The sequence below is a fragment of the Deinococcus sedimenti genome (assembly GCF_014648135.1).
GTDB lineage: Bacteria > Deinococcota > Deinococci > Deinococcales > Deinococcaceae > Deinococcus > Deinococcus sedimenti.
The window spans coordinates 934,210-957,023 of sequence record NZ_BMQN01000001.1 but is presented as its reverse complement, the minus strand read 5'-3'; the positions used below and the strand labels follow the sequence as shown (position 1 = coordinate 957,023).

28 protein-coding genes are annotated in these 22,814 nt (G+C 66.7%); all 28 read right to left on the bottom strand.

The window, feature by feature from the left end; genetic code table 11:
• Window positions 1-16: 16 nt before the first annotated feature.
• Window positions 17-3,067 (bottom strand): fibronectin type III domain-containing protein, encoded by a 3,051-nt coding sequence (locus tag IEY69_RS04750; RefSeq protein WP_189071950.1) that lies wholly within the window; start codon window positions 3,065-3,067, stop codon window positions 17-19.
• 12 nt (window positions 3,068-3,079) lie between these two features.
• Window positions 3,080-3,415, bottom strand: a complete 336-nt coding sequence (locus tag IEY69_RS04745) for a hypothetical protein (protein WP_189071949.1) — start codon at window positions 3,413-3,415, stop codon at window positions 3,080-3,082.
• A gap of 10 nt (window positions 3,416-3,425) precedes the next feature.
• The gene (locus tag IEY69_RS04740) at window positions 3,426-3,788 is read right to left on the bottom strand and encodes a hypothetical protein (protein WP_189071948.1); all 363 of its coding nucleotides are present in this window, start codon (window positions 3,786-3,788) and stop codon (window positions 3,426-3,428) included.
• A 10-nt stretch (window positions 3,789-3,798) separates the two neighbouring features.
• Window positions 3,799-8,802 carry a phage tail tape measure protein gene (locus IEY69_RS04735; RefSeq protein WP_189071947.1) on the bottom strand — a complete coding sequence of 1,668 codons (5,004 nt, stop codon included), beginning with the start codon at window positions 8,800-8,802 and terminating at the stop codon, window positions 3,799-3,801.
• A complete protein-coding gene (locus tag IEY69_RS04730) occupies window positions 8,799-9,287 on the bottom strand; it encodes an HK97 gp10 family phage protein (RefSeq protein WP_189071946.1) in 489 nt (162 codons plus the stop codon). Before IEY69_RS04730 ends, IEY69_RS04735 begins: the two co-directional genes overlap by 4 nt.
• On the bottom strand, window positions 9,284-9,631 hold the full coding sequence (locus IEY69_RS04725) for a hypothetical protein (protein ID WP_189071945.1): 348 nt from the start codon (window positions 9,629-9,631) through the stop codon (window positions 9,284-9,286). The genes IEY69_RS04730 and IEY69_RS04725 overlap by 4 nt, the downstream gene beginning before the upstream one ends.
• Entirely contained in the window at window positions 9,628-9,987 is a 360-nt protein-coding gene (locus IEY69_RS04720; protein WP_189071944.1) for a hypothetical protein, read from the bottom strand. Before IEY69_RS04720 ends, IEY69_RS04725 begins: the two co-directional genes overlap by 4 nt.
• A gap of 204 nt (window positions 9,988-10,191) precedes the next feature.
• Window positions 10,192-10,821, bottom strand: coding sequence for a hypothetical protein (locus tag IEY69_RS04715; protein ID WP_189071943.1), 630 nt, complete (start codon window positions 10,819-10,821; stop codon window positions 10,192-10,194).
• A gap of 4 nt (window positions 10,822-10,825) precedes the next feature.
• On the bottom strand, window positions 10,826-11,221 hold the full coding sequence (locus IEY69_RS04710) for a hypothetical protein (protein ID WP_189071942.1): 396 nt from the start codon (window positions 11,219-11,221) through the stop codon (window positions 10,826-10,828).
• On the bottom strand, window positions 11,218-11,571 hold the full coding sequence (locus IEY69_RS04705; protein ID WP_189071941.1) for a hypothetical protein: 354 nt from the start codon (window positions 11,569-11,571) through the stop codon (window positions 11,218-11,220). The genes IEY69_RS04710 and IEY69_RS04705 overlap by 4 nt, the downstream gene beginning before the upstream one ends.
• Window positions 11,559-11,909 (bottom strand): hypothetical protein, encoded by a 351-nt coding sequence (locus tag IEY69_RS04700; RefSeq protein WP_189071940.1) that lies wholly within the window; start codon window positions 11,907-11,909, stop codon window positions 11,559-11,561. The genes IEY69_RS04705 and IEY69_RS04700 overlap by 13 nt, the downstream gene beginning before the upstream one ends.
• Before the next feature lie 15 nt (window positions 11,910-11,924).
• Window positions 11,925-13,037, bottom strand: coding sequence for a hypothetical protein (locus tag IEY69_RS04695; RefSeq protein WP_189071939.1), 1,113 nt, complete (start codon window positions 13,035-13,037; stop codon window positions 11,925-11,927).
• A 39-nt stretch (window positions 13,038-13,076) separates the two neighbouring features.
• Window positions 13,077-13,451 carry a hypothetical protein gene (locus IEY69_RS04690; protein WP_189071938.1) on the bottom strand — a complete coding sequence of 125 codons (375 nt, stop codon included), beginning with the start codon at window positions 13,449-13,451 and terminating at the stop codon, window positions 13,077-13,079.
• 23 nt (window positions 13,452-13,474) lie between these two features.
• Window positions 13,475-14,266 (bottom strand): hypothetical protein, encoded by a 792-nt coding sequence (locus tag IEY69_RS04685; RefSeq protein ID WP_189071937.1) that lies wholly within the window; start codon window positions 14,264-14,266, stop codon window positions 13,475-13,477.
• A 179-nt stretch (window positions 14,267-14,445) separates the two neighbouring features.
• A complete protein-coding gene (locus IEY69_RS04680) occupies window positions 14,446-15,873 on the bottom strand; it encodes a hypothetical protein (RefSeq protein ID WP_189071936.1) in 1,428 nt (475 codons plus the stop codon).
• A 3-nt stretch (window positions 15,874-15,876) separates the two neighbouring features.
• Entirely contained in the window at window positions 15,877-17,517 is a 1,641-nt protein-coding gene (locus tag IEY69_RS04675) for a hypothetical protein (protein WP_189071935.1), read from the bottom strand.
• On the bottom strand, window positions 17,510-17,680 hold the full coding sequence (locus IEY69_RS04670) for a hypothetical protein (protein WP_189071934.1): 171 nt from the start codon (window positions 17,678-17,680) through the stop codon (window positions 17,510-17,512). The genes IEY69_RS04675 and IEY69_RS04670 overlap by 8 nt, the downstream gene beginning before the upstream one ends.
• Before the next feature lies 1 nt (window position 17,681).
• Entirely contained in the window at window positions 17,682-18,098 is a 417-nt protein-coding gene (locus tag IEY69_RS04665; RefSeq protein WP_189071933.1) for a hypothetical protein, read from the bottom strand.
• Window positions 18,085-18,270, bottom strand: a complete 186-nt coding sequence (locus IEY69_RS04660; protein WP_189071932.1) for a hypothetical protein — start codon at window positions 18,268-18,270, stop codon at window positions 18,085-18,087. Before IEY69_RS04660 ends, IEY69_RS04665 begins: the two co-directional genes overlap by 14 nt.
• A 20-nt stretch (window positions 18,271-18,290) precedes the next feature.
• Complete coding sequence (locus IEY69_RS04655; protein WP_189071931.1) at window positions 18,291-18,467, bottom strand: hypothetical protein; 177 nt, start codon at window positions 18,465-18,467, stop codon at window positions 18,291-18,293.
• Window positions 18,464-18,964, bottom strand: coding sequence for a SprT family zinc-dependent metalloprotease (locus IEY69_RS04650; RefSeq protein ID WP_189071930.1), 501 nt, complete (start codon window positions 18,962-18,964; stop codon window positions 18,464-18,466). The genes IEY69_RS04655 and IEY69_RS04650 overlap by 4 nt, the downstream gene beginning before the upstream one ends.
• A 9-nt stretch (window positions 18,965-18,973) precedes the next feature.
• A complete protein-coding gene (locus tag IEY69_RS04645) occupies window positions 18,974-19,309 on the bottom strand; it encodes a hypothetical protein (RefSeq protein ID WP_189071929.1) in 336 nt (111 codons plus the stop codon).
• Window positions 19,306-19,569, bottom strand: a complete 264-nt coding sequence (locus IEY69_RS04640; RefSeq protein ID WP_189071928.1) for a hypothetical protein — start codon at window positions 19,567-19,569, stop codon at window positions 19,306-19,308. The genes IEY69_RS04645 and IEY69_RS04640 overlap by 4 nt, the downstream gene beginning before the upstream one ends.
• Before the next feature lie 130 nt (window positions 19,570-19,699).
• Entirely contained in the window at window positions 19,700-20,278 is a 579-nt protein-coding gene (locus IEY69_RS04635; protein ID WP_229783628.1) for a hypothetical protein, read from the bottom strand.
• A 3-nt stretch (window positions 20,279-20,281) separates the two neighbouring features.
• Window positions 20,282-20,656, bottom strand: coding sequence for a RusA family crossover junction endodeoxyribonuclease (locus IEY69_RS04630; RefSeq protein WP_189071926.1), 375 nt, complete (start codon window positions 20,654-20,656; stop codon window positions 20,282-20,284).
• On the bottom strand, window positions 20,653-21,120 hold the full coding sequence (locus IEY69_RS04625; RefSeq protein WP_189071925.1) for a hypothetical protein: 468 nt from the start codon (window positions 21,118-21,120) through the stop codon (window positions 20,653-20,655). Before IEY69_RS04625 ends, IEY69_RS04630 begins: the two co-directional genes overlap by 4 nt.
• Window positions 21,117-21,542, bottom strand: a complete 426-nt coding sequence (locus tag IEY69_RS04620; RefSeq protein WP_189071924.1) for a hypothetical protein — start codon at window positions 21,540-21,542, stop codon at window positions 21,117-21,119. Before IEY69_RS04620 ends, IEY69_RS04625 begins: the two co-directional genes overlap by 4 nt.
• A 633-nt stretch (window positions 21,543-22,175) precedes the next feature.
• Window positions 22,176-22,781 (bottom strand): hypothetical protein, encoded by a 606-nt coding sequence (locus IEY69_RS04615; RefSeq protein ID WP_189071923.1) that lies wholly within the window; start codon window positions 22,779-22,781, stop codon window positions 22,176-22,178.
• Between the last annotated feature and the right edge of the window lie 33 nt (window positions 22,782-22,814).

Genomic DNA, 22,814 nt, shown 5'->3' with positions numbered 1-22,814 from the left:
AGTGCGCTTCTGACACTTAGTCAGGACGCGTGCGGCTCTCGGTGACCACGGTCATCTCGAACGAATCGAACGTCGCGCGGATGCTGGTCTCCAGTGCGAGATCCAGGGTCGGCGGGTTGTACGGCACGCCGTACACCCGAGTCACCCGGTACCGCGGACCGGCGCCGGCGCCGATCATCCGGGCGTAGCGCCTGAGTGCTTCCGGCTGGCGAACCCACGGCAGCTTGACGCTGATTTCGTCCGGGTTGACGGAGTACCTCACCCCCGGCGTGCGGTGGCTCACCACGTAGCCATCCCGCGTCGCCGGTGTGGGCAGGTCCTCGCCGGGCTTGCCGTCCATCCCAGCGCCACCGGTGTCCACCTGCTCGGCCGCGTCCGGGTCGGTGATGTCGTTCCGCAGCTTCGGATCAGCGCCAGTCGCCGGCGTGGAACTCGGGTTGCTGGACAGCTTGAACCAGGCCCCCGCGTCGCCCAGGCCACGGCCAGATTCAGTGGAGGTGCGTTCCAGGTCTGGTGGATTGAGATCATCCGCGGTCGGTGCGCTCACGGTGGATGGGCCGGTCTCGGTCACCTCGCGCAGCTGCTCTTTCACCCAGGGCTCGGTGCGCATGGTGTCCCAGTCGCCGGTGGTCGAACCGGATTTCACGACGTAGTGCGGGATCAGGCGGGTGCTCACGTCGTCGATGGTGTGCAGCCAGAGCCCGCGTCCGGCCGGCACCCAGGACTCCTCACGGCGCCCTTCTTCCATGATCATCTTGACGCCTTCCACGGCCTTACGGTCATCGGCCTTGCGGGTCTCCAGCACGCTGGTCCCGATGGAGTAGACCGTTACGATGCGCTCCAGGTGCCCCTGCGGCGAGTAGGTGAACTCCTCGCGGGTCCGGTCTCGCCCCAGGACCTGTGGGTCGGCGCTCCCCTCGCGCTTGAACTGCGTGGAGTAGCGGGTGGTCTCGCTCTCGCGCGCGGTGATCACGTCCGGGTACCCGCCCAGGCCGTAGGTGAACTGGGTCACTTCGGTGCTCACCAGGTGCTGTTCACGGGGGGGTTGAAGCGGGAAGCCACTGGTCTTCCTGTTCTGGAGCTTGCCGCTGATCACGGTGTTCTGCCATCGCATGACCTCGGTCTTCTTGACCCGGCCCTTGGACTTCCAGATGCGGGTGCGGCTGGAGCTCTCCAGGGAGCTGCTGCTGAGTTCCAGCACGCCGCCTTCCCGTTCGAACGCCAGCAGCACCGGATCCGTGGTGGCTTTGGGCTTCTCGCCGTCGGTGGTCACGGTGGTGCCGCTGCTCCAGTCACTCACACCGTTGCCGTTCTCCGCCCTGGCCTCGACGCTGTAGGTCGCGGAGAATTGGCCGATGAACTCCCAGGTGATGGGTTCATCTCCGCCGGCGCCCTCGATGGGTTCGGTGGGCACACTGAAGGTCTGCTCTCCCTGCGCTGGCCCGGGCAGACCATTGACCTGAAGCCGCACCCGGACCTGCACGGTGTCGGCCCCGTCCGGTCTGGGCACGCTGATGCTGATGCGGTTGCTATATGGACTGCCCGCCAGTTCTGCGGAGACCGATGGAATCGCGGGCGGCAGGTTATCCAGCTGGATCGTCGCCGTCACCGGGTCCGAGGTTCCGGCTGGGCTGTCGGCCAGGACGGCGACGGTGATCAGCGCGCCAGTGGTGAGGGCATCGAGGTGAACCCAGGTCTGCGAAGTCTGTGCCACGCCGATCCCGTCCACCCGGATCAGGTAGTTGGTCGCACTGGCCTTCCCGTCAGTATTCTCGGGTGGATCCCAGCGCAGGGTCACCGAGTTGCTGCGCCGGTCACTGGCTTGCAGGTTCTGGATCGGGTTCGGGCGCCGGCTCGGCTGCGCGGTGGTCCGGGTCGCGGTGGGCGCGCCGGGTTCGAGCGCCCGGCCATTCACGGTCGCCGTCACCCGGTACTGGTAGTCGGTGTCCGGCGTCAGGCCCGAGTCCCCAGCACGCGTGGCCGGGGTCTGCGCGAAGGTCACCCAACCACCCGCGTAGGGCGTCGCGCGGCCCTTGCTGCGCTCCACCCGGTAGGAGCTCGCGCCCTTGACGGCTTCCCAGCGCACCTCGGCGCCGGTCGCGGATGGCGTCACCGTCGGCTGTGGGCTCACGGGAAGTTCGCGCGGTTCGTCGGGTTCCTGTGGGTCACGGGTGCCGCCCTGGACGTTGACCACCGGGGCGTCCAGCGAGATCTTCTCGTAGCTCATGCTCAGTGGGTCACCCAGGATCAGGTCCCCACTGGGCCCGCCCTGGCGGATCACCAGCACGTCCCCTTCCAGCGCGGTCTGGTAGCCGACGCGGCCCCAGATGTCCGAGACGATCTGGCGGGCGGTCTTGCCCAGCGTGGAGTACGTCACGTCGCCCTCAATGAAATCGAAGGAGTGGAATGGGGCCGGCGCCAACAGTCGGTGCGGCACCGTCGCCAGGGCCGCGTACACCACGCTGTCCACCGGGATCCGGCGCCCGAGACTGCGGGCCTGCGGACGGTGGGCAGGCGGCAGGGTCTGAATCTGACGGGCCAGCTCAGTCTGCTTTGCCGGAGTGAGTTCCTGCCGTTCGCGTTCCCAGACGATCAGTTCCGGGAGCGGGCTGGTGGCTGCGAGTCCACGGTCTGAGCCCAGCAAGCCGGTGGTCACGCCCTGCTCGGTGCGCGAGTAGCTGTGTTCGTCCATCAGGCGCCCGATCGGGTAGATGCCGCTGAACTGTTCAGCGGTCACGGTCACCTGGGTGGGCGCGGCGTCGCGGGCGTCCCCGATGAGGGTGAGGTCCGAACTGATGCCCTCCTCTCGGGTCTGGCGCCAGTTGAGGGATTCAACCGGGAATCCACCGGCGTTCATCACCAGCGAGATCACCCCACCGGCGTCCACCTCGGGCGCGGCGCCGGAGCCGGTGATCCACTGGCTGAGCACCATGGGCCCGTCCTCTGCGTACCCGAGGACCATCTGGGATACGTCGATGAAGTCGCCGCAGGTACCCGAGACGAACACACCGGTCTGGAGCGCGATTTCCCGCGTCGTGGCGGGGTCAGATGACAGGATGAATGGCATAGCTCACCTCCTTTACTTCAGGGCCGAGATGTCGATGTACGCGCGGAACGCGCCGCCCGCCGAGGTGGTGGGCATGAACCGGGTGTAGACCACGGTCACGGACTCGCCCGGTCCCACGCTGCCGGTGGTGTAGGTCTGCTCCGGGGTCAGGCGGTCGCCGTTCACAGTCACGGTGAGGGTGCCGTCCAGGTCGTCCATGAGCGTGAACTGCACGCCCCTGAAGCTTTCTTCCCCGGTGTTCACCAGCACGCGCGTGATGGATTTCGTCTCGCCGGGCTGGATCACGCCGAGTTCGGGCGCCGGTGCCGGCGTGCCGTCGGTCAGGCGCCATTCAATGCGGTAGGTCATGTGAGCTCCTTTACTGCTGTGGAATGTAGATCGAGAGCGAGTACCCACACAGCCCGTCGCCGCTGGACGGGAACTGTGGGGGCACTTCGAAGGTGCAGCCGGTGAAGGTGCCGCTGAGCTTGAACCCCGTGATGCTCAGGGTCCAGGTATCCGGCAGGGCTTGAATGGCGTCGGCGTCGGCCTGGGAGATGACGAAGGTATCCGGCGCCTCGATGGTGAGGCGCCGGGCCCCGGCGCGCGCGGGTCGGGTGGCGATCACGGCGCCGCTCAGGGTCCGGCGTTCAGTGATGGGCCGCTCACCTCCGGAGAGGGTCACGGCCTCCTCTGGGGGCAGCAGGCTGAGCTGCACCCCCCCGATGTTGATCATGTACATGTGATCCTCCTTAGTTCCCGTTGCGCCGCCGGATGTTCTCGGTGATCCGGCACAGTTCGCGGGCGTCAGCCTCGGTGAAGCCGGAGTTACCGCCGGTCACCTTGTTGCCGTTGATCGAGATGCTGATGTTGTTGGTCACGTTCCCGGCCGACTCCACAGACCTCTTCAGTTCGATCTGTGGGGCCACCTTGAACTCGGCCCGCAGCAGGCGTGCCTGCATCGCGTCGATCGCCGCGCCCATCGCATCTGTGGCCACCGCTGGGAGCTCGCTGAAGCTCGCCCGTAGCTGCTTGCCCACGGTGTCGGAGAGGGTGTCTGCGGCCCGCTTCGCTTCTTCGCTCTGTGCCTTGAGTGCCGCCGTGCCCGCGTCGAAGGCCGGCGCCAGTTCCAGTGCACTGCGGGCGGCCTGGTTCAGCCCGGCCGTCAGGTCCGAGGTGTCCGCCCGCACCAGGGCGTCGAGTTCATCGCCCGAGACCTGGAACAGCTTCAGGCGCTCCCCATCGAGCCTGGCCGCTTCCTGTTGCAGGCGCTGGAGTTCCGCCAGGCCCGCCTGGACCTTCGCCGGGTCGGCCTTGGCGCCCTGAGCCAGTAGCTCCTGGAATTCCTGACGCGCCTCAGCGAACGCGGTTCGGGTCCGGGCGGCGCTGATCTCGATCAGCTCCAGGTCCTGCGTCTCTGCCCCGATGTCCCCGAAGAGCGAGCTGAGCGAGTTCATGACGTCACGGGATTCGCGGTAGCGGTCGGTCAGGGCCTTCACCTTGGTGGCCTGGTTGTCCAGGGCCTTGGTGGTGCGCTCGATCGCCTGCTGTGCCACCCCGAAGACTTCAGGGTTCGGGGTGCCGCCCAGCTTGAACAGCACCTGATCGAGTTCGCGGGCGGCTTCCGTGGTCTCGCGCAGGGCATCGGCCACCCCGGCGGTCGGGTCCTGCCCCTTCACGTTCGTAGCGGAGTAGGCCAGCACCAGGGCCTCGGCCAGGCTGCGCGCTTCTTGCGTGGCGGCCTTCGTCAGTTCCACCTGCCGGCGCTGACTGTCGGTGAGTTCGTCCGAGGCTTTCACGGCGGCTTCGGTCAGGTTGCGGCGCTGTTCCTCGGTCAAGAGCAGCGCGTCCGTGCTGCTCGCCTGCCTCGCGGTAAGGTCCGCCTGCTCACGCAGCAGGGCGGTCTTCTGGCGTTCAAGCGCCAGTTTGCCCGCACTGGAGGTGGTTCTTCCAATTTCGGTGTTCACGCGGGCTAGGGCGTCGGCGCCGCGGCGGAGTTCATCCGCGAACCGGGCCTGGATAACTTCGCGCAGCAGGTCACGTTGGGCTTTCTGTGACTGAAGGATGTCCCCTTCAGTCTTCAGCACGTCCTCGGCGCTCTTCTGGCGCTGCTCGCCGCTCAGAGTCGAGTCCGCCGCGTTCTTGCGCTGGACCGCCAGCTGATCGTTCAGGGCGCCGGCGATCTCCCGTTCGGCGTCCAGGCGCTGGGCCGCCGTGTCCAGGAGCCCCTGACGGGCGCGCAGGGCTTCCACCTGCTGCCCGGCCTGATCCGCCTGACGCTGCGCCGCCTGATCCTGGAGATCTTGCAGGCGCTTCACCGCGTCCCGTTCGGCCTGTTCCAGTGTGGCCACGTTCGCCAGCGCCTCTGTGCGGCCCTTCGCGCGGATGGTGCCGAGGTCCTGCTCGTACAGGCGCTGGATCTGGAGCCGGTCCGCGGCGCTGAGTCCTTCGGCGGCCAATTCCTTGCTGTACCTCTCCTTCAGGGCGGCTTCCTCACGGGCCTGGCTCTGGGCCTGCTGCCGTTCCACCAGGGCGGCGCGCTCACGCTGTCCTTTGAGTTCGGCTTCGATCCGCGCACGGGTGCCTTCCTCAGTCGCGGCGGTCAGTCGGGCCTGGCGCAGGTCGAACTTCGCGAGTTCCTCGGCAGCCAGGGCGTCCTGAAGTCGGGCCTGAGCTTCGGTGGCGCGCTTTTCCAGTTCCTCTTTGGTCCGGGCGAGTTCCTCGGCCAGGCGCTTGGATTCCTCCACGCGGCGGGCTTCCCGCGCGATCCGGTCGGCGGCTTCCTGCGCTTCCAGGGCCTTCAGGTCGAGGTTGTAGGCCCGCTGAAGGGCGGTCCGCTTCTCGGCCGTCACACCTTCCTGTGCGAGGGCGTCATCCAGCGTGCGCTTCAACTCGGCCCGGCGTTCGGCGCCTGCCTGCTTCGCCTGGTCGGCTTCGAGCTTCACAGACTCGGCCAGCGACTGGCGCCGGACGTTCAGTTCGGCCAGGGCGTTCCCCTTCGCGGCCGCCAGCCGCGCAGCCTGGGCGGCGTTCAGGGCGGCGGTCTCCCGGTTGCGGCTGGCTTCACTCACGCGGGCCTGGGCGTCCGCGATCAGTTCGGCATTGTCGCGTGCAGCCTGGGCCTGCTTCCGTGCGGCTTCCTCCTCCACCTTGGCTTTCAGGGCGTTCACTTCCAGCTTGCGCTGGTCCTCCAGAGCATTGGCCTGCTCGATGAATTTGGTGTTGTTGAGGTTGCCGGGGAACGCCGCTTCGAGCTCCTGGCGCAGGCGGGCGAACTCCGCCCGTGTGCGCTTCAGGCGCCCTTCGCTTTCGGTGAGTCCTTCAACCTGGAACGACAACTGGCGCTCTTCCAGGGCGCGGCGGAACTGCTGGACGGCCGCGGTCTGGGCCTGCACAGCCTGCGCGTTGGCCTGGGCGCCCTTGGACAGGCTCCCATTGGTCTTGGCGTCCTCGGCCAGGGCTTTCTGGTAGTCCTCACGGGCTTTCTTCAGGCGCTCGCGGGCTTCGGACGCCAGATCCTGATTTCCACCGGCGGCTTCGGCGGCGTACTGGTTGGCGGCGAGCATCACGCGTCCACGGGCCTGCTCCAGCTTGCTGGCACTCTGGATCAGTTCACTGGCCTGCCCGCTCAGGTCCTGCGCGGAAGACTGTGATTCACCGAAGAGCTGGAGCCCCTTGAGCTGGAGTTGCAGGGCGCGCAGGGCCGGGAAGGCGGTCAGGGCCGCGTTGGTCATGCCCTTGAAGAAGCCCACCACGGCGTCCGTGTTGCTGATCAGCGCGTTCAGGCCCTTCACCAGGTCGGTTGCAGCCGGCAGGAGCTGTTCACCCAGGGCGATCTTGGCTTCCTGGGCCGAGGCGCTCAGCTTGGCGGTCTCGCCCTTGAAGGATTCAAGCCTGGTCTTGGCGGTATTCGCCGCCGTCCCGGTCTGCTCGAACTCCTCGCGCATTTCCTTGAGCTTGTCGATGTCCCGGGTGAGGATGTCGGCCGCACGGATGGCGTCCTGTCCGAAGATCGCCTTGAAGGCCGCGCTTTTTGCGGTCGGGTCCAGGGAATCGACGGCCTTTTTCAGGTCCTCCATGACGTCCACCACGGGGCGGAGGTTGCCCTCACTGTCCGCGATGTTCACACCCAGGGCTTTCAGTTGCGCGCCCGCTTCCGCCGATGGAGCGGACAGCGAGATAAGCAGCGTCTTCAGCGAGGTGCCCGCGTCGGACATCTGCCGGAAGCCACCCTGGGCGAGCGTGGCCATGATCGCGCCGAATTCCTGAAGGTCGATGCCGGCGGTGCGCGCCGTGGGACCCACAGCGGCGATCGCGAGGCTCAGGTCAGAGGCGCCCAGCACGGTGGCGTTCGCGAAGTTCGCGAAGGAGTCGGCCACGATGTTCGCTTGCGCCCCACTGAGGGCAAAGGCCGTCATTGCGCTAGCCATCAGGTTGGCCGCTTCACCCACCTGGATGCCCGCCGCGCCCGCCAGGTTCAGGGCCGCGGTCAGGCCGCCGTCCAGGATCTGCTGGGTGGTCAGGCCGGCGCGGGCCAGCGCCAGCACGCCATCTGCCGCTTCCGTGGCACCCACGCCGAGGTCACGGCCGGCGGTGCGGGCAATCCGGGAGAGGTTGTACAGCTCAGGGCCGGTTACGCCGGTGATGGCCTTGATGTCGGCAATCTTCTGCTGGAAGTCGGCGGCGGTCCGGAAGCTGGCTGCGAAGGCCGCTCCCAGTGCGATGGCTCCAGCTGCGGCCGCAGCGAACGCGGGTGGTAGGCCAGCCACGGCGCCTGACAACTGGTTCACCCCGGGGATGAACTGCGAGATGTTTCCAAGGGCGTTCTTGATGTTGCCGGACAGACCGGCCGTGTTGACCCCGCCACCGATGGTGTTCATGGTGCGGTTGATCTGCCCGATCTGGTTGTTCACCACCGACAGCTGCTGGGTGGTCAGCGTGCCGGACGCGCGCAGGCGTTCCAATTCAGTCCGCGTCGCCACCAGCTTGCCCCGGAAGGCGTCAATGGCGGCGTTGCGGGTGAAGGCGTTCGTGGCGGCTGCGCTCGCCGCGTCGAATTCGGCGCGGGCGCCGGCCAGGTCTGCACGCAGCTTCAGGATGCTGGAGCTGTTGATGCTCCGAAGCCCCGTGACCGTGCGGGTGATGGCCCCGTCCAGCGCGCGGAACTCGGCGCTCCCGGCGGCGGCAGTCGAAGCGGCCGCCCGCAGCTGGGTCTGAAGGGCCACTAACCTGGTCTGGTACTCGCCCGCGTCGATCTCGCCGCGCACGTATTCCGCGTTCAGGGCGCGCAGCTGTTCGAGCATCTGACGCGTCTGTGCACTCACGCCGCCTGCTCCGCCGGCGCCGGTCCCGCCTGGTCCGCGTCCACCGCCGAGTGCGCGCAGCTGGGTGATCAGGGCGTTCAGCTCGCGGATGCGATCCGTGAGGTGCCCGTTCACCGTGTTCAGCGCAGTGGAGTCCACGCTCACCACCTGCGAGAGGGTGCGGCGGAGGTTGCGGGCCATCGCGTCCACAGAGGCTTGATCGGCACTCACCTTGATGTTGATCCCGGCGCCGGCGCCGAGCCCGCCGGTGCTGATCGAGGCGAGATCGCGGCGGATCTGCTGCACGCTGCCGGCACTCAGGGCCGCTGTGATCTTCAGCGTCCCTTCCTTCTTCGCGAAGTCGGTGAGGCGGGTCAGGCTCTTCAGCGCCTTGTCGACGCCGGATTCGAACGGCTTGGAATCGAACGTCGCGGTGGCTTCAAATCGGGTCATGCAGTGCCTCCCAACGCAGCGAGGACGCGGCGCTTGAATTCTTCAGTGATGTAGATGGACGCGTAGTACGCGGCGGGTTCGAGCATTGGACCGGGGATGAAGTAGAATTCGCCGCTGCGCCCCAGGGTCACCTGGGCCGCTGGATTCCGGCCGGGCTGCGTGATGATCTGCTGAACGGCGCCGGCCGCGGATGCGCTGCGGCCCTTCTCCACAGACTTGGCGTACTTGACGTCGTTGAAGACCGTCACCGTCAGCACGCCGCCCTGCACGCTCCAGCTGGAGTCGATCCCGCGCCGCAGCCTTCCGGTGCGCTCGTAGGAGCCCGGGGTGGTGTCGTAGATGTTCAGGTCCGCACCCATGCGCGCGTGGACCTCGGCGCGTCTCGCTGCCTGGGCGCCGGTCCGCTTCATCTGCGTACTGACGCGCCGGGCTGCACGGAGTCGCTTTTCCAGCTCGCGTGCATTCGTCTTGATCTTGATGCTCATGCCAGCCCCCGGAGTGCCTTGAGTCGGTCGGCATCTCGGCGCCGGCGCCGGGCCGTGGCCAGGTCGCGTTCACCGGTGGCCCGGTCGCGCAGGAAGTCCTGGTGTTCCCGCAGGCGATCGAGCGAGTAGTAGGGCGCGTTGGGATCGGCCTTCTTGCCCTTGCTCTTGGGATCGACGTACTCCGATCCGAGCTTCAGGCCAGCTGCCATCGAGAGGTCTTCCACCTGATCGAGGCGCCGCTCCGCTTCCCGCTGCCGGGCCGCATCGATGGCGGCAGTGATCAGGTCGGTGGGCCAGCGGATCGCGGTCTCGTACATCTCCGGGCCCAGGTACCTCAGGATCATTCGGTCGAGGGCGTCAGGCGCTGGAGGGTCCGGCTCAGCTCCCCCAGCGCCGCCGCTTTTTTTCCAAGGTCCAGCAGGCCGTTCAGTTCACAGAGGGTGTGAAGGAGCAGCAGGCGATCCGGCACGCTCAGGTCCGGAACCGGGCCGACTGCGCAGATGGACAGGAGGCGGTCGAAGGACTCCCACAGGCCTGGGTCGACGTCATCGGGGCTGAGCTGGAAGGCGCTTTCGTACAGGGCGCCAGTCACACTGGCCAGGCGCATGAGGTCCAGCAGGCCGGCGTCCTGGTGAAGCGCCCCGAGTCGCTGGATGGTCAGCGCGCCGCCGCTCAGGCTGATGGTGGTTCGAATCCGCATGTGCACCTCGTTGTTGTTGGTTCTTGTGTTGTGGGTGGAACAAAAAAGGACCCCCTGCCGTCGCCCGTTGACTGGGCCGGGCAGGGGGGAACCGTTGCATGTCGCTTTTTGGGGGGTAATGTACCCCTCAGGATTCCTCGGAGGGCCCTTCCTGGCCTTCCTGTGAGGAAGTTGATTTTCAGGCCGTGCTGGACGGCGTGGAATTCAGTTCAGGGGCGCTTCGGCGTCGATCAGGTCCAGGATCGCGGGCAGGCCGGCTTCCGGAACTTCGAACAGGCCGCCGTAGCTGCCGAGGACCGCCTTGTAGGGGTCCATCGCGGCGCTGAGGGTCTCCTTGTCGAAGGACAGCACGCTGATGCGGATCTGCGGAAGACCTTCCTGGTCTTCGCCCAGGTACTCCACCGTCGCGCGGGGGTGCCACAGGACCGTCGCCTTGTCGGCGTCATCCTGGCTGCGCTGAACGTTGACCATGCGCACGGTCACGGTCTTGCCGGGCTCGAAGCCGGAGACCGTGGCGCCGGCGATCCCGGTGACGGTCACGCTGTCGCCCTTCAGCAGGCTGCGCACCGCATCGCTGGGGGTGACCAGCGTGATCGTGTCGTAGGTCGCCGTGGTGCCGGTCACGCGCTCTTTGACCAGGACCGTGTTGCCGCGCTCATCTTTTGCGTTGCGGTTGTCGCGCTGGACGTCCGTGGTCGGGTAGAGGCTCTGGTCCTCGTTGAACAGACCCAGATCCAGCCAGCCGTCGCCGGCGTCCACGGTGATCTGGCGGCCGGTGCTCTTGTAGTTCTCGGTGCTGCGGGCGTCCGTAGCGTTGGAGATGGTGTATGGCATGTGATTACTCCTGAATGTGAATGAATTCGAAGATGGGTCGGGTCACGTAGACGCCGGGGCCGGTCTGCCGCGCGAAGTCCAACTTCACGGGGCGGTAGATCCCACGTCTCGCTTGCGTGCCGGAGAGGGTCCGCTGTACCAGCAGGGCCAGGGCGTCGGATGCCATGCGGTCGCTCGCCACGCAGGCGATGGTGATCCACACCCGCGAGATGGATCCGCTGGTGCTCACCACTTCCGGTTCTTCCAGCTGGATGTACTGCCCGCCCACACTGGTCAGGTAGCCGGGAATTCCCCGGGCGCCGGCGCCCGCATAGTTCTGCGGGACCGCCGCCTGCTCGGGCTCCAGCGTCCTAGTGAGCACGCTCAGTTTGGCGAGCACGTCGCTCAGTCCCGGCATCATTGCAGTACCCCGAAGAGGCGCCGCGTTCCGGTGAAGTCGCTCTGCTCGCTCCAGCCCGTGACGGTCAGCGTGCGCTGGTCGTACTGGATGGTGGAGCCGGGTTCGGGCAGGGCGTCATCCAGGTGCACCCGGATGATCACCGGGTCCGCGCCCACCACGCCGGCCCGTTCCGCCGCCTGCTCAGCCGGGATCAGGTCACGCGAGTTGGGGCCGAGGGTTCGCACACTGAAGCGCACTGGGGGCGAGATGAGCCCGCCTTTCTCCCAGGCGCCGGTGTGCCGGTACAGCAGAGCCGCTTCGGACCTGAGGATGCTGCGGATGCTTTCCCGCTCGCGGGTCAGCGGATCCATTTCAGCCCGCCGTAGACCACGGTGAGTCCGTTGCCGCCGTCCCCGCAGGCGCGGAGGGCCGCGCGCCGGTCGCGTTCCAGGCTGGCCAGGGTCGCGGCTTTGTTCGAGCCGCGGCTGAACTCGCCGGAGACGCTCACGGTGTCGGGGCGCCCGCGTTCCACCTCGATGCGGACCGCCAGGAGCTCGGCCAGGGCGCGGTTGAACACCACGTCCTGTGGGTCCGTCGCTTCGGACAGACCCACAGCTTGGGTGATCAACGCGTCGACTTCTTCCGCGGTCTCGCGGCCCAGGTCAGCCGGGGTGGTGAACCGGGCGCGCAGTCGTTCAGCTGGTTGCATGGTTCACCTCCTGGATCAGACGTTGGTGCCGGTGTTGAAGACGCAGATTTCGTCCGCGCGGTAGATCACGGGCAGCATGTTGGTCACGCCACGGACGCTGATTTCCGTGTCGCTGGGCTCCGCGATGTAGGTGCAGCGGCTGCCGCCGTTCACGCCGCGGCGCTGGCCTTCGACGGTCGGGGCGATGACCAGGCCGCCCAGAACGCCGCTCGGGAGGAACGTGAGCACGTTGTCCACGCCGTACTTGACGGCAGTCAGCTTGCCGTCCGCACCAGCAACCTGATAGGCCTGGGTGCGAATCAGCGTGATCTGGACGTTCGCGAATTCCGCGTCAGGCGTGGTGTTGTAGTGGCCGTCGGACACTTTGGGCATCTGGCTGATGATCACGGTGATGGTGCCGTTCGCATTCTCGACGCGCGCGGTCTCCGCGATCGCGTTGACGGGGTTGGTCTTCGCGGCCAGGTAGGTGGCCTCACTGGTGACGATGGTCACGCCGAAGGTGCCGGCTTCGCGGCGGCCCTTCGCGATGTCGGCCCAGAAGCTGCTGGTAGGGCCGTCGTAGGCGCCGGCAGCCGTGAAGCGCTTCACACCGTAGTCGACGGTGCCGATCTTCGCGGCGGCCTTGGCGCCCAGAACGGAGGCGCGTCCGGTGTAGCGGCCGCTCATGATGGCTTCCGCGCGCACGATGCGCTCGCTGAGGTTCAGGCTCTCGTTGACCTGACCCAGCATGCGGCGGACGTACTCCTGACCGGTGCGGGCCAGACCCGTCGCGCCACCCTGGCCGGCCGCGCGGAACAGGGCTTCGTGGAGTTCTTTCATCTGAACTTCGTTGATGTCGAAGCGCAGGCCCCACTTGTCGGTCTCGCCGCTCCAGGCGGTCGCGACGGCCTGCCCACCCTGCGGCAGGGGGCTGTCAGGCGCGACGGGCAGCGCGGGGGTCACAACCATGCGCAGGTTGCCGCCGCCGACGCGCCAGGTGTCGCTGGTCTCGCGGGGCAGAAGAGCGGCGAAGGGGTCGGGCTGGGCGGCGTTGACGGCGGCCAGCTCGGACAGGGCGGAGGTGCGGGCGGGGTTCGCGGCCAGCGCGGTCAGCAGCGCGGTAAAGCTCTGGATGGGGTTGTTGCTCATGTTGTGTTAGCTCCTTGGAATGGTGTGGCTGCGGCCGGCTTAGATGTCTTCGGGCATCGGCACCCAGGTGCCGGTGTCGTCCTGGAAGACGAAGTGCGGCTTCAGGGCCGTGTAGGACGTGATGTTGATGCCGGGGAGCAGGTTCACGTGAACCACGCCGCCGACGATCACGGCCACGGCGCGCTGGCCGTCCGCCGCGTCGAAGTCGGCGCCCAGCAGGCCGCTGGTGGTTGCGTCGAGGTGGAAGGGCTTCACAACGCCGCCGACGACGCTCACAGGCGTGCCGGCGAGGGCGCCGTTCTCGAAGTCAGCGGCGGTGATGACGGCGCCACCTTCGAGGCGCTGGATGCTTTCGGGGTGGGCGATGAAGGCCGGGGCGTTCACGCGGGGCAGGGTGGTGGTGGTAAAGGGCATGCTTGTTCTCCTTGTGGGATGAATTACTTGGCGTCCAGGAAGGCCAGCGGGTCAGTGCTCGTTGAACCTTCGTTGGTCTTGCTGCTCTGGCCGCTTTCGAGGAAGGCGAAGGGGTCGTTGGCCTCTTCGGTCTTCTTCTGCTCGGCCGCCTTTCCGGCGAATTCTTCGAGTGTGCCGAAGCCCGCGTCACTCACAACCTGATCGAGGCTCACGGCGCTGTCGCCGGTCCCGACGGTGTAGCTCACGGTCTTCTTGCCGTCCGCCTCGGTCTCGGCGCGGGTGATCTCGCGGCCTTGCAGCAGGAACGAGAGGCGCTTGGGATCCACGCCCAGCTCGGCGGCGGTCTCCTTGACGGTCACCTCGCGCTTGAGCTTCGCGAGCTCCTGAGCGGCGCCCGAGGTGGCCGACTTCGCGGCATTTACCATCTCGGCGCGCTTGTCCTTCCCGGCGCGGCTCCAGGCGTCCATGTCGATACCCAGCTCGCCCATCGCGGCGCTGAGTTCGGTGTTGGCGGTGGAGACGGCGGTCAGGCTGGACGCGAAGGCACTCACAGCGGTGGTGAGCTGCTCGTTCCAGCGTTCCTGCGAGACGCCTTCATGGTCTGGGAGTTCCAGACCGTGCTGGCGCAGCGCCGTGGTGAGGGCGCGCAGGGTGATGCGGTTCCGGGCGTCCTGCGCGCGGTCCGCTCGCGGCTGATCCTGGTTGGCCGGCGCCTGGTTGGCGCCCGCAGCGCTCGCTGCTTTGTAGGCGGCGTAGGCTTCGGCGGCTTTCACCGGATCACCGGCGTGGGCTTCGAGGAATTCTTGGTAGGTCATGTCTCTTTCTCCTTGGAAAGGCAGGGCTCAGGGCCGCTCAGACACACCTGTGCCTGACCCGACTGGACTTATCCGCGTCCTGCGCGGCGCCACAACACAGCGCCGCCCGGGTGGGGGCGGCGCTGCTGGTATCTGAAGTGTTCGCTACACTCCTTGAACTTATACAATCATACCACGGCTCATTGGGCTGGATCAACGGCTGGCACGCGCTCAGCTTCAATCTGCCGCTGCATAGCCTGTGAATTGAGGATGCCCTGACGGCTCCGGGCCTCTTCCATGCTGATAAGTCCGCTGGCAACATCCGCCGCGTCCTGCGCCCGTTCCTGTGGCGTGGGATCCACGAGTCGGTCGGTCAGCACGGGTTCGATGACCACGCCAGCGAACTTGCCTGGGGTACCAGAGAGTGCGGCTACGAGGGCGAGGATGAGTTCGTTGATCTCGCGCACAGCCTTCACGGCGGCGCTGCGGTAGGGGTTCAGGCTGCGCAGGAACGCGGCCATCGCGGTCTTGCGGGCCTCCCCGGAGGCGGTGGCGTCGGCGCCCATGAGGTAGTGCAGCTGCTGGGCCTCTGCATAGATATTCATCCGCGCCATGCCCACCGCGACATTCAGCGGCTCGGGGCTCTCCCCGCCGATGGTGCGGACCTCGCCGTTCATGCGCACGGGCACGTCCCGGACGCTCTGGCCGTCTTCGATGGACTGGACCGCGATGGTGTCGGTCGTATACAGCTCGCCGCCGGGTCCGAGAACCTGTGGCATGGCTTTCCCGGCGCCATCCAGCATCGGGGTGATGTTGTGGAAGTGCATCCTCAGACGCCCGCTGCTGGCCACATTCACAGCGGCGGCGGTCGTTGCCACGTCCGCGTAGCCCTGGTTGTCCAGCATGCTCTGGGTGATCAGCGCCGGCGCCTGTGCCGTGACGTACGGCAGTCTGCCGCCGAGGTCCAGGGCCCAGAGTCGGCGGTTGGTCTCCCCGCTGCGTTCGATGACCTCCGTGCGGCCGCCCCGCACGCGGGTGAGTTCGGTCCGCCCTTCCTGGGCGTCCAGGGTGAATTCCCCCACCAGGCTCAGCGTGTCATCATCCTCCACCACGCGCATCCGCTCGGGATGGAGAGCCGCCTCGATCCGCAGCCAGCGTGACGCGATTTCAGTGGAACTGGGCCGCTCGCCGGCACGCAGTTTGGCCACTGCACCGGTTGGGATTCTGATCCGCCAGGCCCCGCGTCCCTCGCGGACCAGTGGCCGAATACCGGTCTGAAGCTCGGTGTGAACCCCGCGAGCGTTCCATGCGGCGGTGAGGATCGCCTCCGCCTCTTCCCGGAGAGCTTCCGTCGGGGCCGTCAGGGTCCAGGTCGGCTCGCTCCCGCAGACGTGATCGCAGACATTCGTGATGACGCTGCGGATCATGTTCTGAGACGGGACGAACTCGCGGCCCAGGTCGGACATGAGCCCGACTTGCAGCTGCGCCTTTCGCGTGAGGACTTCCCGCGCGTCGCCGGGAGCCGGCAGGTATTGAACACCCTTCCAGCGCGAGAGGCCGGCGCCGAGGTGGTCCCCGCCGTCAACCTCCCGCGCGGCCTGGCGCACGTCGTTGATTGAATACGTCATTGCTTACCTCCAGCCGGTCCGGGGCATCGCGACGCCGACGCGGACGGGGTTCTTCTTGCGTAACTTGTCGATGGACCAGTAGTCCGCGTCCGCGAGGTCATACGGCTTGTGTTCGGGGATCCGCAGCAGACTCCGGAAGCGGACCTCATGCGTGCCGATGCCGTCCTGAACCTGCCCGGTCTCACGCAACGCCTTCACGCTCTGCCAGCGCGCTTCCTTGCCGCCCGTCCGCGAGGTCGCAGAGGCCGAGTCGTACCCCGGCGCCGAATCGATCAGGCCTTCCCGCTTCAGGTCATCCACGGTCCGGTTGAACAGGTCGCGCCACAGGTCGCCCCCCTGGTTGACTTCGACGCCCAGGATCCGGCACTGGAAGCGCACCGCCGCCTGCACAGCCCGGCGCATGAACTTGGCCGGGTCTTCCACGCCTTCCCATGCGTGCATGGTGTAGATGATTCCGCTCGAATGTCGCCCGGCCACGCTGATGGCCTGCGAGTCGCTGTTCTTCCCGGATGTCACAGCGATGTCACACCAGAGTTGGATGTCCTCGAACTCTTCGAGCGGCGGCAGCGGAACACCGGTCAGGTCATGGCCCTGGTAGATGCTCCCCGTCGATCCCGTGACCTCGTTCTGCAACTCGCTGATGAAGCGGTGCGGCGTGATCTGGTTCATTTCATCTTCCAGCACCGACAGTGGACGCACGGCCGGCCAGGTCGGAACGCCAGCGGTGATCACGTAGCGGCGTGGCGCGGCGCCCGGCTCTGGATTCTCCACGTCCCGGAGCTCGTATTCCAGACCTTCCACCGCTTTGTAGGGCCCGGAGATTCCACAGTCCATCAGGAAGTCGCGGGGGTGCTCGGCGTCCAGTCCAGCCAGGCGCGTGACAATCCCGTGTTCGTTGATGATGTTCTGGAGAATGACCACGCAGCGGTTCGCGGCGCCTGCGGGGATGATGCTGGACAGTACGGTCTCCAGCTTCTTTTCCGTGCTCTCCAGCGAGTCGTTCTTTGCGTCGATGTCGTCGAAGATGATCACGTCCGGACGCTTGCCGTCCAGGTTCAGCCCGCGAATCGCGGTGTCCAGGCCGGCCGCGTCGATGATCAGACCTGACGCGGTGTGCAGCCGACTCTGACGCCAGGCCTTTTGCTGGCCGGTGTTCTCCGACACCTCGGGCTGGCCCAGGAGCGGGTAGTGCTGGACCACGGTGGGGTGACTCAGGAGATCACCGATGCTCTGGACACTGCTATTGGCCATGGCCTGGTTGGCCTGCACGTAGAGCACGTAGCTGTACCCACGCGTGGCCAGCGCGATGGGCATCACGCGGCCTAACGTGGTCTTCGCGAACCCGCGCGGCCAGATGAAGGCCCGGCTGCTGGACTGCGCCGGGTCGCGGGCGAACAGCCATTCCAGGAGCTCCGTGTGGAACGGGGCCAGTTCCGCCTGGAACTGCTTGGGCCAGAGGGTCCGCAGCCACTTGGTCACGTCATCCGTTCCAAGGGGCTTGCCGCCCGAGAGGTTCACAGCGTTCTTGCGGCGCCTGGCCTTCATCTTCTCGATCTGCGCGAGCTGCTGGTCGAAGGACAGCACCTGTTGTCTCAGCTCCCTGGGGACCTGGGCCAGGAGCTCTTTGGGGATGATCCTACTCATCGTTCACCCCACTGCGCTTTGACCGGGCTTTCTGTTGCGCTTTCTGTTGCCGGGCTTTCTCCAGTTCGATCTGACGGAACGCAGCCTGTGCCCGGGTCAACAGCTGCTGCTGCGAGCGCGGCAGCTGAAGGAAGACCTCCAGGGGCACCAGCTTCTCGCTCATGTCAGTTCATCCCCGCGCCCGATTCCTCGTCGGCGGCTTCCATCGCAGCCCTGAGCTTCTCGGTCAGGACCATGCTCATCTCCGCGTTCGAGATGGCTTCAGTGACGATCTTGAACGCGCCGGACAGCTTGAACAGGTCCTTTTCGTTCTGCGCGATGTCGTTCATGCGCGCAACGAGGGAGTCGCGGGTGCTCTCCAGCGAGCTGATGAAGGCCCTCTGCTTTTCGTCGGCGGCCCGGGTTACCTCGGGGTGCTGCGCGAGTGGGGACATGGACCACTCGCGCAGGGTTGCGCGGCTTACGCCGGTCTCGCGTTCGGTGCGGCTCATGTTGCCGCCGTTCACGCGCAGGGCAATCAGCACCTCGATCTTTTCGCGTTCGGTGTAGATGCGGTACGGTTTGGCGTTACTGATCGTCATTCGTATCCTGCTCCCAGTGCTTGTATTCCGTGACCCACAGCAGCTGTCCGTTGACGCTGCGCTCGCGGCGCAGGACGCGGCCGACTTCGTCCTTGACGGTCACGGTCTCGGTGACGACGGGCCCGCTTTCGGTCTGGCGGGTGGTGATATTGGACGTGAATTTCTGAATCATGGGGTCTCCTTGTGGTCGGCTCAGAGCTGCGCGAGCAACTGGCCGATCTCGCTCTCCGGGTCGTACTTCTTGCGCCGCTTGGGTCGCGCGGCCCGGGCGGTCTCGATCACTTCGCGGTGAATGGCGTAGACCTCGGTTAGGACAGCGAGCCTTCCGAGGTCTTCCTGACTCAGGGGTTCGGTGGCCCGGTCGCTCACTCGGCCCCCTGGAGTGCGGCGAGGTACGTGGCCCGGGCGTGGGCGATCAGCTGCTGTGCCGGCGAGCTCTGAAGGCGCTGCTGAACGGCCAGTTCGCAGGCGTGAGTGAGGATGGCGTCAGCGGCGCGGGCCTCGGCGCCCTCCAGCGTGGCCGCGAGCTGGTTGATGGCGCCGAACCAGTGGGCATCGGCGGCGTGGCACAGTTCGTGGACAATGATTTCCGCGAGAAAGTCGATGCTGTCGATCTGATCGGTATTCAGCCCGATGTAGACGTAGCCGTACTCCGGACGCGGCGTGCAATACCCGGGATCGTCGCCTGAGGACAGTTGCCGCAGCGTCCAGTGACGCGGGATGCCGAACAGCTCATGACTGAGGGTCCAGCAGGACTCCAGGGCCGCCCACGCCGCGTTGGGATCGATCGGTGGGTCGGTCTCCGGCTCCACCGCTGACCCCGCAAGCACGCGCATGGCTTGCTTGAGGCGGTTGATTAGGCTCATGGGCTCACCTCACAGGGCGTAGAGTCGGAGCGCGTCCGGACTGCGGCGAATCAGGGCGGGCGACAGGGTGGCGTGGGCGCCGTCCAGCTGGACATCCGGCCCCTCGCGCAGGGTCAGTTCACAGGGGTTGGTGATCAGCCAGGCCAGGGCGAACGCGGCCGGGTCGCCGGCTCTGGGCCGCATCCAGTCGCCCGGGTTCAGGGCCAGGCGGTACTGATGCCGCCTCACCTCGGGATCCTCGGCAATGAAGCGCGGCGCCGGTCGCGCGGGACGGGCGGCGTAGAGGTCGCGGATCAGGCGCCCGAGTTCCTCATGGGTCAGGGCCGGGGTCTCCTCGGGGCTCACCAGCGCACCGTGAGGGTGTAGCGGCCCGCCGATGTCTGGATGTCGGACAGTTCGAACCCGTCGGCGCGCAGGACGCGGGTCAGGGCGCCGATCATCTGCACGCCCTGGGTGCCTGTCACCTCACGCGAGAGGGTGATGGAGAAGGCGCCACGTGCGGTGGCGGTGCGGACGTCGGCGTAGATGACGTCAAGTTCGGCGGACAGGGATTGACGGGCGGCAGCGAGCGAATCGCCGGCCGCCTGGTAAGCGGTATAGGTCATGTGGGCTCCTAGCAAAAAGGCGCCCCCTACCGCTTGGGTAGGGGGCTCTTGGGGTAGGACGCGTGGTCTCGTCAGCCTGGGGTGTAGGGGTGGTACCGTCGCGCTACACCTGGGGCTTCTACCTTTTATTCTACGCTTCCTTGGGCTGAATATCAACTGACACATCATTGAGCGCGTTCAGCAGTCCATCCGCCAGGGTGATCCAGGCCTGGCGCTCATGGGCCGGCAGCGTGGAGATCCACTCGTACCTGAGCCCCCCTGCGTGCGTGCGGATCGTCAGCGGGCTGCGGTGGACGTTCCACACCGCGCGCAGGGCCGCGTTCAGTTCACCACTGCGGCAGTCCAGCTGCACCTGTTGCCCAGGGATCTTCATCCGGAACTTCGCGCGGCTGGCCTTGAAGCCCGGGAAGGCGACGCGGTACAGGTCCAGCACACCCGGGGCGCGGCGAGCAGCCGGGAGCGGGATGGCCTCGATGCGCGCGGCCAGTTGACCGGCTGCACGCTCATCCCCACGCAGCAGCGCCTTTTGCAGACTCACGGTGAGGGCACCGCTCCCGCCGGCGCCGCGCTTCGTGGCGTAGGGCACCTCGGTGGGGGCGCGGTACTCGGTGAAGGGCACCAGGTTGTCGGACTCGATGGTCTCGCGGATGACCTCCACGCACAGCAGGGTGAGTTGGTTGCGCACAGCTTGTTCATGTGAGATGCCCATGGTTCAGGCCTCCTTGTCGGGAATGACGGTGATGGTGAGTTCGGCCCGGGCGTTCTTGCCGCCTTTCTCCATGCGGATGATCCGGAGGTCGTCGATCTGGCGGTCGTCCTTCCAGACGCGCTGGCAGTGGGTGATGGCGTCCAGCAGGGTCTTGGCGTGGTTGTCCAGGTCGTAGACTCGGACGGACGGCGCGTACAGCCGGATGACCACCTTCAGGCGCGACTCCCCGAAGTCGGGAAGCTGCTTGATGGCGGCTAGGTGCTGCTTGCAGGCCGCGTAATACTTGCGGCCGGGCACGGAGATGATCTGGCGCCCGTCGTAGGAGCGGTACAGCGAGTTCACGCTGATGGGCCACGGCATGGTGAGCCTGAGGGTCACAGCGCGCCTTCGGGAACGCGCACCGGCTGGAAGTAGTCGCCCAGCTCCACGGAGACCAGACCGGCGGCCGTCCGGACGCTGTAGAGGGCCTCCTCGGTGTCGCGCGCCAGGAAGGGCGGGTGGGCGCCTCCCCAGTGGAGGTCATCCTTCCCAACGCACAGGAGGTGGATGGGGCCGTGATAGTGGCCCGCGAGCAGCCGCAGTTCCGCTGGGCTCAGGTCGATCAGTAGGCAGACGCGGCCAACCTGGGCGGGGGCGTACAGCAGGCTCCCGACCAGGCGCACGATGTCCGCGCGGTCTTCCTGCCGGGCGCCGGGCCGCCAGTTCTGCTGGCGCTGGCGCAGCAGCTCGGAGACGCAGAATTGGGCGGTCTCGGGCACCTCCAGGGGCGCTTTCATCACCAGGTCCCAGGCCTGGTCGCCAGCCAGGACCAGGACCGCGCGGGTGCGGTACGCGGCGTTCACGCGCGGCTCCAGATGCTGAGCCCACCCACGCTGGTGGCGCGGCGGATGTCGCCCACAGTGGCGGCGCGGGCATCGAGGAGGCGGTCCACGTCCTGGTAGGCGTCAGGGCCGGTGATGCCCATCAGCTTCGCGATCTCCAGGCCTGTGAAGCGGATGCCGGTCAGTCGGGCGATGGCGGCGTCCAGGTCCACGCTGGTGGGCGTGCTGCGCTCGTAGCGCCCGCGGATCAGCTGGAGGTCGCCGGTCTCGCACAGGTCCTGGGCGGCGGCGCGGACGTCGGGGATGTAGCGGCCACTGCGGGCAGCCACGCGGTCGGGCTGGGGGTTAGTGGCGGTCAGCAGGGCGGCGCGCGCGTCCTCGCGGGACACGCGGTTGAGGTCGCGAAGCTCCGCGACGGTGAGGTCGGTGATCTGGGGGTTCATGCCCCGATGGTCGCTTAGCTGATATGTCTAATCATTAGATAGATGAGAAAATGGGCACTTGCGCTTGGTGGTGGTATCGGCACAGTGATCAGTGCACGCAGAACCCACGTACACTTTCGGGATTTACCCAGTGTTCTTCGGGGGTGGAGGGTTCACAGTTCGGTTCGGACCCCTGGGCTGGTCTGGGGCGGGGGAAGAACTAATAAGGGATAGATATCGAACACTGTGAGTTCAGGGATAGCCTTTGACATCCGCCGCTCCACATCGCGCAGAACCCACGTACACTTTCGACTTTTGGCCAGTGTTCATCGGCTTTTTGGGATTCACAGGTTGGGTGGCCCAGACCAGGCGCCGGTCCCGGGGTCGGCGCAGAACCCACGTACACTTTGGGAAAATCCGTAGTGTTCTTCGGGGGTGGATGGTTCACAGGCCTGGTTGGGACTCCAGGGCTGTCTGGGGCCGGAGAAGAACTAATAAGGGATAGATATCGAACACTGTGAGTTCAGGGATAGCCTTTGACATCCCACCGACTGCACGCGCAGAACCCACGTACACTTTGGGAAAATCCGTAGTGTTCATCGGCAAATGGAAGCGGCGCCCAGGAATGACCCCAGGCGCCGGCGCCCGCCTTTCTTACTCCTCCAGCATCTCGATCTTGATCAGACGTCCAACGAGCACCGGCTCTCCAGCCAGGGGGGTGTCTGCGCGCTCCAGGCGGGCTGCTCCCGGGGCGTCGCGGTACACCAGGGTGGCGTGGGGCCCGCAGCCGTACGCAGGCACCGTGGTGAGCCTTACAGGCGCCGTTCCGTTCAACAGGCCAATCACCCGCTGGAACACCTCGGTGTCCGGCTGTTGGACGCGCGGCAGGGTCCAGATGGAGCGGAACTCCTCGGGCACGCCGAACAGCTCGTGCAACTCCGCGTCGGTCATGCTGGGCTCCAGGTTGGCGATGACCTCTAGCAGGCGCTTGATGTTCGGGCGCCTGGCCTGGAGCACGATGTCGTACTTCCCGCTGATCCAGCTGATCAGGGTCCCGCTGCTGATCTCAGCGGCCGTGCGGAGGGCGCCGTGGGACACGCTGTGGGTCTGCATGAACCAGCGCAGCGCCTGCCCCCGCTCCTGAGCCGTCTTGGGCCACCGGGGCCGCTCGCCGGTCCGGCCGGCGACGTTCAGCGCCCGGGTCCGGGTGGAGCGGGGAATGACCATCGGGCTCAGAGGGGCGGCCTTCGCGGGTGTCATGCTGGCATTCTAGCCGCTCTGGCATTGGGCAAA